14 protein-coding genes are annotated in these 12,987 nt (G+C 31.9%); 3 read left to right on the forward strand and 11 right to left on the reverse strand.

Annotated elements, in window-relative coordinates; all coding sequences use genetic code 11:
- The first annotated feature begins 18 nt into the window (after positions 1-18).
- Positions 19-366 (forward strand): Rieske (2Fe-2S) protein, encoded by a 348-nt coding sequence (locus tag C6368_RS09755; protein WP_107039015.1) that lies wholly within the window; start codon positions 19-21, stop codon positions 364-366.
- An 8-nt stretch (positions 367-374) separates the two neighbouring features.
- Here C6368_RS09755 and radA read toward each other — a convergent pair whose 3' ends face one another.
- On the reverse strand, positions 375-1,739 hold the full coding sequence (gene radA, locus C6368_RS09760; protein WP_107039016.1) for a DNA repair protein RadA: 1,365 nt from the start codon (positions 1,737-1,739) through the stop codon (positions 375-377).
- A gap of 310 nt (positions 1,740-2,049) precedes the next feature.
- Between radA and C6368_RS09765 the strand changes: the two genes are divergently transcribed.
- Positions 2,050-3,873: a tetratricopeptide repeat-containing sensor histidine kinase gene (locus C6368_RS09765; RefSeq protein WP_107039017.1), complete on the forward strand. Its 1,824-nt coding sequence runs from the start codon at positions 2,050-2,052 to the stop codon at positions 3,871-3,873.
- A 56-nt stretch (positions 3,874-3,929) separates the two neighbouring features.
- Positions 3,930-4,580, forward strand: coding sequence for a response regulator (locus C6368_RS09770; protein ID WP_107039018.1), 651 nt, complete (start codon positions 3,930-3,932; stop codon positions 4,578-4,580).
- A gap of 15 nt (positions 4,581-4,595) precedes the next feature.
- On the opposite strand, the gene C6368_RS09775 is transcribed toward C6368_RS09770, so the two are convergent.
- From C6368_RS09775 to C6368_RS09825, 10 genes are all read right to left on the reverse strand, one after another.
- Positions 4,596-4,985, reverse strand: a complete 390-nt coding sequence (locus C6368_RS09775) for a hypothetical protein (protein WP_107039019.1) — start codon at positions 4,983-4,985, stop codon at positions 4,596-4,598.
- Between the two features lie 696 nt (positions 4,986-5,681).
- Positions 5,682-6,272, reverse strand: a complete 591-nt coding sequence (rdgB, locus tag C6368_RS09785) for an RdgB/HAM1 family non-canonical purine NTP pyrophosphatase (RefSeq protein WP_317045979.1) — start codon at positions 6,270-6,272, stop codon at positions 5,682-5,684.
- Between the two features lie 42 nt (positions 6,273-6,314).
- The gene (locus tag C6368_RS09790; RefSeq protein ID WP_107039021.1) at positions 6,315-7,241 is read right to left on the reverse strand and encodes an alpha/beta fold hydrolase; all 927 of its coding nucleotides are present in this window, start codon (positions 7,239-7,241) and stop codon (positions 6,315-6,317) included.
- 14 nt (positions 7,242-7,255) lie between these two features.
- Positions 7,256-7,921: a hypothetical protein gene (locus C6368_RS09795; RefSeq protein ID WP_107039022.1), complete on the reverse strand. Its 666-nt coding sequence runs from the start codon at positions 7,919-7,921 to the stop codon at positions 7,256-7,258.
- An 18-nt stretch (positions 7,922-7,939) separates the two neighbouring features.
- Positions 7,940-8,593, reverse strand: coding sequence for a hypothetical protein (locus tag C6368_RS09800; RefSeq protein ID WP_107039023.1), 654 nt, complete (start codon positions 8,591-8,593; stop codon positions 7,940-7,942).
- A gap of 294 nt (positions 8,594-8,887) precedes the next feature.
- Positions 8,888-10,450, reverse strand: a complete 1,563-nt coding sequence (locus C6368_RS09805; protein ID WP_107039024.1) for a hypothetical protein — start codon at positions 10,448-10,450, stop codon at positions 8,888-8,890.
- 117 nt (positions 10,451-10,567) lie between these two features.
- Complete coding sequence (locus C6368_RS09810; RefSeq protein WP_107039025.1) at positions 10,568-11,392, reverse strand: hypothetical protein; 825 nt, start codon at positions 11,390-11,392, stop codon at positions 10,568-10,570.
- 36 nt (positions 11,393-11,428) lie between these two features.
- Complete coding sequence (locus C6368_RS09815; RefSeq protein WP_107039026.1) at positions 11,429-12,154, reverse strand: hypothetical protein; 726 nt, start codon at positions 12,152-12,154, stop codon at positions 11,429-11,431.
- A 35-nt stretch (positions 12,155-12,189) separates the two neighbouring features.
- Positions 12,190-12,381: a hypothetical protein gene (locus tag C6368_RS09820; protein WP_159038535.1), complete on the reverse strand. Its 192-nt coding sequence runs from the start codon at positions 12,379-12,381 to the stop codon at positions 12,190-12,192.
- A gap of 36 nt (positions 12,382-12,417) precedes the next feature.
- The gene (locus C6368_RS09825) at positions 12,418-12,894 is read right to left on the reverse strand and encodes a hypothetical protein (protein ID WP_107039028.1); all 477 of its coding nucleotides are present in this window, start codon (positions 12,892-12,894) and stop codon (positions 12,418-12,420) included.
- Between the last annotated feature and the right edge of the window lie 93 nt (positions 12,895-12,987).

Raw genomic sequence — 12,987 nt, forward strand, 5'->3', positions numbered from 1 at the left:
TCGTAACTTCCACTCATAATGTTTTCAGATAAAACCAGAAAATATCACTTGGCAGATTCTCGTGAGGAATTTCTACAGAACTTTCATGAGAGTAATGAATTGACCAAAAACTTTCCATTTGGTGAAGTACTTTTTGTGCGAAAAGAAGATGAAATTTATGCTTTTATCAATAACTGTCCACATCAAGGTCAAAAAATGCAAGGCTGTACAATTCAAGAAGGACAAGTGATTTGTCCAGTACATAAATACAAATTCGATGTTAAAACAGGACGAGGACATGGCCTATATCTTGATTTTTATCCACTAGAAGAAACCAAAGATGGTTTCTTTCTATTACGGACTTACTTTAGTTGGTTTGGAGAGTAAAATTTATTCTATCTAAACAACTCTCTTAAAACCTCCTCAATTCTTGTACATCCTATAATTTCAATTTTAAAATTCTCTTGTTTAATACCTTTGTTGTCTTTGGAAATAATGATTTTATCAAACCCTAATTTTTCCGCTTCGGAAATACGTTGATCAATTCGATTTACTGGTCTAATTTCTCCAGAAAGACCAACTTCGGCAGAAAGGCAAATATTTTTCTCAATAGCTAAATCCTCGTTTGAAGATAAAATAGAAGCTACAACTGCTAAATCAATTGCAGGATCGTTCACTTTTATTCCACCAGCAATATTTAAAAACACATCTTTTGCACCCAATTTAAATCCACATCGTTTTTCCATAACGGCTAACAACATATTTAATCTTCGCAGATCAAAACCAGTAGCACTCCTTTGAGGGGTTCCATAAGCTGCTGTACTCACCAAAGCCTGAACTTCAATTAGCATTGGACGCAAACCTTCAAGAGTCGCTGCAATTGCACTACCTGAAAGCTTGTCTTGGTTATTAGAAATAAGAATTTCTGAAGGATTTTCCACTTGTCTTAGTCCCGTTCCAAGCATTTCGTAGATTCCTAATTCATTCGTAGATCCAAATCGGTTTTTGATGCTCCTTAATAATCGATAAACATGATTTCTGTCTCCTTCAAACTGAAGAACAGTGTCTACCATATGCTCCAAAACCTTTGGTCCAGCAAGCGAACCTTCTTTTGTTATATGACCAATCAAAAACACAGGTGTATCTGTTTGCTTGGCAAAACGTAACAATTGTGCTGTACTTTCTCGAATTTGGGAAATACTTCCAGGAGAGCTTTCAATAACCTCCGTATGAATAGTTTGAATAGAATCTATAACCAACATCGAAGGTTGTAACTCTTCAGCATGTTTGAAAACACTTTCCAATTGCGTTTCAGTTAAAAGGTAACAATTTTCGTTTAATTGCCCTATTCTACCAGCCCTCATTTTGATTTGTTGTTCACTTTCCTCACCAGAAACATACAATATCTTTTGCCTTGTTTCCTGCATGGCAACTTGCAACATCAGCGTGGATTTTCCTATTCCTGGCTCTCCCCCAAATAGAATTAAAGATCCAGGAACCATTCCGCCACCTAAAACACGATTTAACTCCATGTCAACCATTTGAACACGTTGTTGAGGAATATCTTGAATTTCATGAATAGCTCTAGGAACGGCAGTCCGTTTAGTGTTTTTTGAAAAAACAGAGATCTCGTTTTTACCTTTACTGATGACTTCTTCCACAAAGGTATTCCATTCATTGCAAGAAGGACAACGACCCAACCATTTAGCAGATTCGTGACCACAATTTTGACAGAAATGCGCTGTTTTTACCTTCGCCATGTTTTAACTTATTTAGAAAATTTAAAAATTTTATTTCAATACCAATGGAAGTAAAATTTCCAAGAAATAAAAGTAAGGTTTTCTTCTGGTTTAAGCCAATTAAACCGAATAATTGAAACTAAAATCCACCATTCTACACCCAAATTAACCAGTTGGATTTATAATTTATAAAACATATAAAATCTAATTAAGGGATAATTCTACCAAAAAACCAGTTCAGAATTAATTTTACCCATCTGAATATTAATCTGATGGCAAATTCTAAAAGAAAACCATTTTAATTTTTAATTTTATTGAAAGAACTATTCTTATGAACTTGGTTAAATTAATACTCCTAAATGTTTTGCTGCTTGTGGGAAGCTTTTCTCAAGCACAAAGTGAGTTTTATAAAGCGTTTAACCAAAGTTTGCCCAAACTAAATTCAGCTCAGCAAATCGATACAATTTTAGCTATTCCATTTGAAATTATGAATAGTCAGGTTTATGCAACACTAGAAAAATATAATCTTGCATTACAACTTGCAACAGAAATAAAAGACAACGACAGAATAGGTGCTGTTTATGAAAAAATGGGATTAGCCTATTACTATTCTGGAGACTATGAAGCTTCAGTATTATCGATGACAAAAGCAATACATGCCTATGGCAACAGCGGAAACAAAGTTAGAATTGGCTCTACATATGCATCCATGGGATATCAAATGAAGCGAAGAAATCTTCCAAAAGCGATGGAATATATGCATCAAGGTCTAGACATTTTGAAAACCACCGATGATGAAATTGCAATATCTGCAGCTTACAACAACATTGGTGTTTTATATCAATTTAACGATGATTTAGACAGTGCACTTTATTATTTTTACTTAGGCTATGAAATTGTAAAAGAAAAAAATGATAGTCTTGCTATTCCATATAGTTTAAACAATATTGGTCAAGCTTTTTTTGCAAAAGAAGAATATGATAAAGCCTTGTCTTATTATAAAAAAGCCTTTAAAATTAGGCAGATTAAAAAAGACATGAATGGTTTAGCCGAAAATTATGGGTTCTTAGGTACAGTTTATTTTGAGCAAAACAAAGTTGAAAAAGCAATAGAAAACTATAAGGCTTCACTTAAAATTAGTGAAGATATCAATTACACTTATCTGTGTCAATTAAATAGTGACCAGTTAGCTCGAGCTTATGAGAAAATTGGAGATTACAAACAAGCATTGTTTTACAGGAATAAAAACCAAACCATTAAAGATAAAATAATTAATGAACAAAGTAATAAAACTATTGCTCAATTAGAAGTTCAGTTTGATACAGAAAAAAAGGAAAAAGAATTAGCAATTGAAACGGCTAATGTACTCCAAGAAAAAGCCAAAGTGAGAAGAAGAACTGCAATTTTAATTGGTGTTATTCTCGTTACAGCTACCTTAATCTTTATAGGAATTTTAATTTATCGTCAGCTGAAAGCTAAACAAAAACACCTGCAAACAGAAAATGAATTGAAGGATATAATTGCGGATGAAGCAACAAAAAACAAAATTTATGAAGAGAGAATGCGTATTTCTAGGGATTTACACGATAATATTGGTTCTCAATTGACTTTCCTCATTTCCTCTATGGATAATATGAAATACATTTCAAATGAAGACAAACTAAAATTTAAACTGTCAGATCTTTCAACTTACACTCGAGTGACAATTTCTCAACTTCGCGATACTATTTGGGCAATGAACAAAGATCAATTAACCATTGAAGAAATGGCTATTAGAATTGTGGAATTCTTAGACATTGCAAAGCAAAGTACACAGAACATTGATTTTAAATTAGAAAACTCTATCTTGAAGAATGAATATAATTTCACTCCAAATGAAGGAATCAATTTGTTTAGGATTCTTCAAGAATCAGTAAACAACGCGATAAAATATGCATCTCCAACCAAGATTGAAATTAAAATCCAAGAATCACATAATTCAATTGTATTCACGATAAAAGATAACGGATTAGGGTTTGATGAAAAAACAGTTAAGCAAGGATTTGGCTTACGAAACATGAAAGCAAGATCAGAAGAAATTAATGCGAAATACAATTTGATTTCGCATGTGGACGAAGGAACTCAAGTCAAGGTTGAATTCCCTAAAACTACGTAATTTGACCAGTGAAAATGCAAAATATTTATGTTTAGTTTTACTTAAAAATAAAAAGCATGATCAGAATAGCAGTAGCAGAAGACAATTCATTTTTAGCAAAAGCCATATCAGATAAGATTGAGATTTTTGATGAACTAAAGCTTAAGTTTATTTCTCAAAATGGAGCTGAATTAATCGAGATGTTAGAAGAAGACATCAATGTAGATATAATATTAATGGATATTCAAATGCCCCTAATGGATGGGATTAAGGCAACAGAAATTGTACGAAGTAAATATCCTCAAATTAAAATTGTGATGCTAACGGTTTTTAATGATGATGAAAATATTTATAACGCAATAAAAGCTGGAGCGAATGGATATCTACTAAAAGACACTGATCCTGAGATGCTTTTTAATGGCCTGAAAGAAGTTCTTAATGGAGGTGCTTCAATGAATCCTTCTATCGCCTTGAAGGCTCTAAATCTATTGAGGGATCCAATTGAGCCAAGAATAGAGAAAGAAACTGAGGAAATTAACCTCACCAAAAGAGAACAAGAAATTCTAGAACAAATTGCGAAAGGATTAAATCATCATCAAATAGCAGCAAATTTGGTTATCAGTTCGTCCACAGTGAGAAAACACATCGAAAATGTATACAAAAAAATGCAGGTTCATAATAAAGTTGAAGCCATTCAAAAAGGAATTAAGAATAAATTAATTTCTTAAAGAAAAAAAAGAATATCATTTCTCATAAATCTCTAAAGAACGCTTACGTTTAAAAGTATCGTCGGTGAGGTGAATTTGCACTCTTTCCTTTTCAAAAATCGTCATTGCAACGTATAAACTAATTGCATTGAGGGCATAATCCAAGGATTTATCTGTATGATAAGCATCCTGAGTTACCATATTTATATTGATTATGCTATCCCGAATAAGTTGAAAACTAACCACACCGTTTTTACCATAATCTAGCGAATCCATTAACTCCGCAAAAATTTGTGCTTCTGCTTTTAATGCATCAGGCTTGTAGTAAACTTCGACATCGTTTTTGTTTACTTTTGGTCCGTAAACATCATTCACGCATGATGCACACAATAGAGTCATGACCAATAAAAAAATCATCTTTTTCATAATTTTGCAATCTGTGTTATGTCTATTTCAAATTATTCCAAAAAACCAAGCTGAACTAAGAGTATTAATAAGTGTTAGAAAAGCAAGAATTTTAAATAGTCTATTCATTTTACTTAGTGAATTCACTCTATGGAATTTCCATGTTAGAAAAAGTTGAAATAAAAAAAAGGGAATACACAAAACGATGGTGAAATAATAGAGCCAAAGACAACTTGTGACCATCGTGTATGGTACTATTAAAAAAATAAGAATTTGATAAAACTTTTGCTTACCCCGTACATTTTTAAGCTTAAAATGATCAATTAAAAGAACTAACCCACTTAAACCTAATGCAAATGCCCATGGATACACAGACATTTCTATGGCCTGTTGTAAGTTTGTATTGGATAGGGTTAAAGTAAAAACCATGATTCCTTTCTTCTTGTTCTAATGATTATTTCAATTATTAATTGAATCAAAATTAAGGTATGAACGGTGTTTTTACAATAAGCCAAATTGCGTATTTGTTTTAAAGGAAAGGGAAACAACAATCAAGTCCAGTAAATTGTTTTACAGTAAGTTAGGTCGTAAATCACAAATGATAAAAGTGTATTATTTCACTCCTTGTAGCCTAAAACCCTGTTAAATATTTCAATTTAGAATTAAATCTCTTTTTAGATAATTACGACTTAGCTTAGTAACTCAAAATTTCGAATACTACAAATTTTTCAAAAACTCACCCAAAGCCTCTATTGCTCTTCCACGGTGACTGCGCTCGTTTTTTTCTTCTTTAGTCATTTCAGCGAAGGTTTTTCCATAATTCTCTGGTTCAAAAATTGGGTCATAACCAAATCCTTTTTCTCCGCTACGTTCATGTCGAATTTCACCAATTACTTTTCCTTCAAAAAGATATTCTTTACCATCTAAAATCAATGCAATTGCTGTTCTGAATTGCGCTTTTCTATTGGTATTACCCCCTAGTTTTTCCAGCACCAAATCCATGTTTATTTCGCTGTCCTTTTCTGGTCCAGCATAACGCGCACTAAAAACTCCCGGCTCGTTATTTAAAGCTTCAATTTCTAATCCAGTGTCATCTGCAAAACAGTTTACATTGTATTTTTCATAAACATAACGTGCTTTTTGCATTGCATTTCCTGCCAAATCTGGCTGATCTTCGGGAATATCATCATCACATCCAATATCTTGCAGTGTTTTCACAATTGTATTGGCTGGTAAAAGTCCTTGAATTTCGTAGGCTTTATTTTTATTTTGAGTGGCGAAAACAAGTTCAATATTTTTTAATGTCATGATGAAAATTTTTGATAAAGATAATGAAGTGAAATGATTTGATTATTCAACTTTCTCTATAAAACTCCTTAAAGCTCTATTGAAATCTTTAGGTTGTTCAACTGGCAACGAATGTCCCGCCTTTGGAATGATTACAAGTTCGGCGTTGAGCTGCTCTTGAAGCTGTTTAGCATCATCAATTAAGAATACTTCATCGTCTTCTCCCCAAAGAATTAAAACTGGCTTATCAATTTTCAAATCTTCAAACTGGACTCTATTTTTAGGCAGATTACTAATCATTTCAATTTGTTCCTCAGGATTTTTACTTAAATAAAAACCTAAAATTTGCTCTCTAATATCCTTCGTAAATATATGAGGTTTTAAAGACGCAAAACTCAACATTCTTTTCACCTCATCACTATTTTGAGGTACAAAAGCATCCGAAATTTTTTCTACTCCAATTTTATCCGTAAAGATTTTTAATTCATCATCTGAAAAATGTACTCCTGGAGAATCTACAATAATTAGAGAAGCCAATTTAGTTTCATTTTCTTGTTCTACTCCAAGACTAATAAAACCTCCGTAGGAAATTCCTACCAAATGTATTTGATCAATTTTAAGAAATTCAATCAATTGATTTATGGCATCTATTTGAGAAGTTAGTTCAGGATGAGCTTTGCTTGTACTATTTCCAAACCATAAAATATCTGGAATTATCACTCGGTAATCCTCTTCAAAAGCCAATGCTTGCTTTTGCCATGAGATTTTTCCATCACCTCCAAATCCTTGCAAAAACAACATAACGGGAACATTTTCCCGCTTATTGTCATAGTAAAAAACTTGATGTTCACCTAGCTCGACTGACTGACTAACAAAGTTATTTCGCTGATAAGATTTGTGAACTTGTTGATCGAATTTTCTAACGATATTTTTGCAACTTGTAATTCCAAAAAGCAAAACCAATGAGAGAATTCCCCAAAATTTAATCATTACAAGTTAAGATATTACTGACCAAAACTTTTCATTTCCTCAGCCGTTCTCAAAGTGAATCCTTCAGGAACTTCTGTACTAAAAATCTCATCTGTTTTCTTTAGTTTTTCTTTAAATTCGTATGCCACATATTTCATATCCATATTACGCCAAGTAGTATACATTTCTAAAGGAGCTCCTGGAATTTCCTTCAATAAGTATTCATTTTTTCTATAATTTGGCACAATTTCTTCAGAATACCAAATAATAGTTTCGTCAGACCCACCAACTGTTACAATTGCTTTTTTACATTCATAACCCATAATTTCTTTGGTCTCATTTGTCAATTCAACTTCTCTATTCTCATAAGCTAAACGATCTTCTTCATCCATATCATTCTCAGTCACTTTCATGGCTATCCTTCCAAACATAGCATCTATTAGAATTAATGCAGTATCGGCATCTTGAAGTGTTATTGCTGTCTTGGTCATTATTTGACCTATGAATAAATCAGTCCTCACTTTTCCATCCATAAAAGTAAGTTCCATTAAGCTCCCTTCAGTTTGACTTAACATTCCTGCGGCAGCAGCATCATCTGAGGTGACAAATACATCATAGGATAATTTTCCTTTTGTAGCCTGCGAGAATGCTGTCATTGAAAGAATTAAAACTACGGTACCTAAAATTGCTTTTAATTTCATATTTTTTATTTTTAAAGATTAAAAATTTATCATACTGCTAACTTCTTCGAATGATTTTTTTGTATATCCTTCTGGAATTTTAAGATCAAACAAGCCTTTTTCATCAATATTAGTTTTAACCTCTGTTGCAACAAATTTCATTGATGCTTCTGAACTATTTATACTGTATTCTAGTGGTACACCTTGTAATCCCAATTTCGAATATTCTCTAAGGTAGACATCTGAAACTTTGAGCTCATTGGTGTACCAGTAAATCATTTCTTGGTTATCAACAAGAGCAACAGCTTTCTTACATTTATATCCCAAAATTGTTTTAGTTTCATCAAGATATTCAAACTTTACATCCTCTTCTTCTGCATTAAATCCCTCAAAATCTGAACCTTCAATAATTGCAGCTTGTTTTCCTACCATACCATCAATTAATTGAAGTCCCTTTTTTTTCCCATTATCGAGAATTGTAGTATTTTTCATTAACTGACCCATAACCATTTCAACGCGAGACTTATCATCCTTTGCATATATAGTTAATGATGAACCTTTAGACAGTTGTAAAATATATTGCATTTCAGGATCGTCTGATTTTATTTCTATATCATACTTCAGCTTCATATCTTGAGCAAAAGTTGAATTTATAATAAAAAGGAAAGCAAATAAAAGAGATGTAATTTTCATAAACAAGAATTTAATACACTAAAATTACAACTTTTATATCATTTGATTGGTTAAAGTAGAAGTTAAAACATTACAAAACTGAGCTAAGTCTTGTTTATTTGGAATTGGCGTAGTAAAGCACCTCGCTGGATCAATTTTCCTTCCAACCAAAATATATGATTCTTTAAAGTTTTAAAAAAGAAAAAACTTTGATAAATATAGCTTTTCTGTAGGTTCGCTACTTAGCTATACTTATCAAAGCCTCACTTAAATATATAAAATTCCAGGTAATTAATTATTACACCAGTAAGTACCTTACTTCAGATCAAATTTTGCAGACCTTAAAGTTCCATCAATTATCGCCTTCATAGTATAAACGCCTGGTTCATCGCCAGGATAAGCAATAAAAGTAGTTAAAGCCCTTACTTCTTTTGTTCCAAACTTCATCTCTCCAACAGTTGTCTCGCCATTGTTCAAGTTAACTACTGCTTTCGTGGGAATAAAATCATCATTCTTTCTAACTAAGAGTTTTGCATCTGCGTCTGAAACATTTGTATCGTAACTTCCATTCTTAAATTGATTACTGTTGGTGTTAAATACAATTTCTAATAAATTATCGTCAGTATAATATAATAAACAGTGTAGACTAAACCAATCATTCAATGCGTTTGCGTTTCTTTTTACTTCGGAAACCCATTCAATTTCTCTATCATTATCTATTTTTACTACAGTAAATCCTTTTCTGAAATAATCATAATAATCAACAGTATAACCACCGGTTTCACTGGAGTATGTTTTAGAATTATTAAACTCTTGGTAAGCTACATTTAACAACACTATGTTCGAACCATCCTTCAAGAAATGATTTTCTCTAATTGTGTATTTACCAAATTCGGCTTGCAATTCCTCATTACTCCTGTAAATATCTTCAGAACTGTACTTTTTAAGTTGCATATTGCCATTTTCTGTATCGTATTGATACGAAGTTATTGCTCCTTGTGTTTCGTCATCTGAATCAAAAGAAAGTAATGAAAAATTAATCTTATTATTTATCGAATTATCACTAAGTTTCATTCCTCCAATACGGTTAAATTCCGCAGTAATTTCCTCCTCCATTGGTTCTTTTTTTGGATCTAAACAAACGAACGTAAGTTCTTTAACAAGCACCTCCTTATTTTTAGCATTGGCTTCCTCACTTTCCTCACTTTCTTCAATTAGCGTAGCAATTGATCCATTTTCATAATGAACTATCCTATCATTTGATAATTTGTGTTCATTGTTCTTCGCATAATAAGTGTATGGCTCTCCAATAATATTGTTCTCGTTATCTAAGTTCACTATTCGGATCAATCTTCTTGACTCTTCCTCTTCTGAAGAACCATTTATAATTAATGAGATGTTTTCATTTATCCCACTGTAACTAAACCACATTCCTGTATTAATTATATGTGATTTTGAAACTATATATTTTGAAGCAATCCCATCTACTACATCAATTTTAATTGGATCTTTAATTTGAGATAAATCGTCATAACTTAAAGTTTGAAGATAAATACCCATTGACTTTTTTGATTTAACTAAACTAATAGTTACAATTTCATCGTCCCTGAGTATAACTTGATCTGCAAATGCTTTTCCATCATCAGTCTTGAATTCTACTTTCTTCTCAATAACTTTCTTCCCATCTTTAGATATTCTTATTGATTTCCCTTTAAAATCGCCTTCAACCTTAAATCCTTCATGAGTACCCCATGGAATGTATCGAACCGTTTCTATTATGTCTTTCTCCTCTCCATATTCTTCAATGATCTCTTGTCCAATTAATGGATTGTTATAAGTAAATGCAATTATTAAGAATGTTAAAAGTGCTGATTTCATGTTTTTGTGTTTAAATGATAATTTAATTTTGAACCTAATTTCTAATTGGATTCATTTTTATTGACGCCAAAAATAACCATTTACTCATTAATACCTCTAATTCTAAGTTCAAATCGATTATTCAATAAAAACTTCCTTAAGACTTCTTGATTGATTCAAGAAATGATACGTTTTTCCATTTTCTGTTTGAACATCATAATTCACAGAAACAACTTGAAGCACAGCGTCTCCTTTTCCAAGAGATTCTATTTCCTGTTGACTAAAAAGGTGAGAAGATTCACTAGCATGAATAACTTTTGAGATGTGATTTCTTTGTCCAAAAATATCAAAAACCAAAGAATCACCATTTGACTCGGTGCTAACCCTAAAATTATAAGATGATTCAATACTTGGATCGGACGAAATTATTTCACGTTCGCTTGGAGTACCGATTGTAGTGAATAGTTCGAAAGCTGGCCAAGTATTTCCAGATGCTTTCCAAACTACGGTGTCTAGGAACGAAAATACGACTGATGGAGGTGCAACTGTCCCGTTTTTTACATATGAATTGTCAGATAATATAGCCAACTCCTCAAAATAAAATCCGAAGTAATAAGGGCTAGGTATTCTCTGCCAGAATGAAACTAATCCAGCAGATTGGTATTCTCCATTGTTCCCTTGAAATTTTGCTGCTAATGTGTATGACCACGAGTATTTTGTTCCAATCTTCCAATAGTGCGGAGTTTTCCCTTTATTTATAGCTGCTAATGTAGCGGTATTAGCTCCATAATTTGGAACATATCTTTTCACCTCAGGCATTGCGTATCTACAAAAATTATCATTCTCAATCTTTGCATTTACATCATAATTTAATGCAAACTCATCCGTGCAGCCCTGTTTCTTGCAGCTTAATACCAATAAGGACATTCCTAAAACGATAAATATTTTTGAATATGATTTCATAATTTCTAATTATTTAATTTTCGAAAATCTGTAATATTAAAGATTGTAAGTCAATCCAAAACGAAATCCTAACTGATCTATTATTGTAGTTTCAATTTCTTGTTCATTAATTATATCTTCGAGTAATCGGCCCTCGAAACTGGATGGATCCCAGACAACTTCTCTCGTTTTCATAATTCTAAAATTATTTTCTAAAGACAAATTAAAATGTAATCCTTTATAGATTTGGACATCTGCTCCTATGTAAAAACTTGAAGCAAATGGAGTAGAATAATAAAAGTCTTGATATTGAATTATAGAATTAGAGTTTAACAATTCATAAGTATAATTACTGATTGGATAAACTGGTGAACCTTCACTTATGTAACCATTTCTATAATTAGACGCAATTTCTGTTAAGGCTGAAAAACCTACTAATAGAGAAACCCTCTTTTCATCCCAAAACCGATTTTCTACACCAACCCCCATTAAATGACTAGCAAATAAAAAGCTATCATACTCTTCGGTGGTTGATTCAAATTTTAAATTCCCATATAACTCATAAACTCCAAAAACACGGAAATTATTAGATTCTAAATCAAGATTGACCCCTAATTGAACACTAGTTCTTGTATATTTAAAATTTTTAAACCTTAATTTACCACCTTCCGAATAAAGGCTTTCAGAAACCCCAAAATGGAGTGATTTACTGATCTGCGAATTAACAGTGTTTCCATGCAAAAGAAAAATGCCAAGTAACAATCCTATAATTATCTGTTTCATAGTTCATTTATTTTAAAAAGAGTTATCTCATGCTTTTATTTGTTGTTCTTTATATTAATCGAACAAATCATACCTACTTGAAAACTAAGCATTTTAAATTCTCTTCCAATCGTAGGTGTATCTTTTACATCCGCTAAAACATCTTCAAAAGGAACAGATTGACTCCAATATTTCTCCTTAATTAAAACTCTCTTTCTTCCGATTCCTACACCTAATTCTAAATTCAAATTATTCAATAATTCTATCTCTAAACCTAAGATTAGTTAACAATAAATAGGAGAAGAATCATAAAAATCTAATGAATAATAATACTCGTAAGAGTAATTAAAATCTCGTTCTTTGTAAGGAATTTTGGTCACAGCGAAATTATCAGGCGCCAAGAAAGCATCTCTATAGTTTGAATACACTTCCGTTGAAAGATTAAACCCTATAAAAGATCTGAATCGATTTTCTTTCTTAAAGAAGACATACTTTAGACCACCTCCTAAATAATAACTTTGGAAATTAATAGAAGATCCCAAGTTTCGTGACAATTTATAAACACCTTTTATTTCTACACACCCCCTATCTTTGTCTAATCTTGCACCTATTCCAAATCCAAATTCATTAAAAGAACTAGAGTATTCATCTGATTGTACCTTTGAATAAGATTTAGAAACATCTACAATTATTAATGTTTGGGTTTGTGAAAAACCAATCAAAGTAATAACCAGAAGTAAAATGGAAAGTAGAGATTTCATAGTCTTGTATAGTTTTAGTGTTAAAATGATGATTAAAGTAGTCTTTAAAACTTGGAATCTGACATCTTAATTCAATAGCGTTTTTGTGAAAAT

Source organism: Brumimicrobium mesophilum (assembly GCF_003025005.1).
Lineage (GTDB): Bacteria > Bacteroidota > Bacteroidia > Flavobacteriales_D > Crocinitomicaceae > Brumimicrobium > Brumimicrobium mesophilum.

Coding starts and splice junctions, on each gene's coding strand:
- C6368_RS09805 (WP_107039024.1), bottom strand. CDS start 10,450: ATGAAATCAGCACTTTTAACATTCTTAATAATTGCATTTACTTATAAC.
- rdgB (WP_317045979.1), bottom strand. CDS start 6,272: ATGACATTAAAAAATATTGAACTTGTTTTCGCCACTCAAAATAAAAAT.
- C6368_RS09765 (WP_107039017.1), top strand. CDS start 2,050: ATGAACTTGGTTAAATTAATACTCCTAAATGTTTTGCTGCTTGTGGGA.
- C6368_RS09815 (WP_107039026.1), bottom strand. CDS start 12,154: ATGAAACAGATAATTATAGGATTGTTACTTGGCATTTTTCTTTTGCAT.
- C6368_RS09775 (WP_107039019.1), bottom strand. CDS start 4,985: ATGAAAAAGATGATTTTTTTATTGGTCATGACTCTATTGTGTGCATCA.
- C6368_RS09755 (WP_107039015.1), top strand. CDS start 19: ATGTTTTCAGATAAAACCAGAAAATATCACTTGGCAGATTCTCGTGAG.
- C6368_RS09795 (WP_107039022.1), bottom strand. CDS start 7,921: ATGAAATTAAAAGCAATTTTAGGTACCGTAGTTTTAATTCTTTCAATG.
- C6368_RS09800 (WP_107039023.1), bottom strand. CDS start 8,593: ATGAAAATTACATCTCTTTTATTTGCTTTCCTTTTTATTATAAATTCA.
- C6368_RS09825 (WP_107039028.1), bottom strand. CDS start 12,894: ATGAAATCTCTACTTTCCATTTTACTTCTGGTTATTACTTTGATTGGT.
- C6368_RS09790 (WP_107039021.1), bottom strand. CDS start 7,241: ATGATTAAATTTTGGGGAATTCTCTCATTGGTTTTGCTTTTTGGAATT.
- C6368_RS09770 (WP_107039018.1), top strand. CDS start 3,930: ATGATCAGAATAGCAGTAGCAGAAGACAATTCATTTTTAGCAAAAGCC.
- C6368_RS09810 (WP_107039025.1), bottom strand. CDS start 11,392: ATGAAATCATATTCAAAAATATTTATCGTTTTAGGAATGTCCTTATTG.
- radA (WP_107039016.1), bottom strand. CDS start 1,739: ATGGCGAAGGTAAAAACAGCGCATTTCTGTCAAAATTGTGGTCACGAA.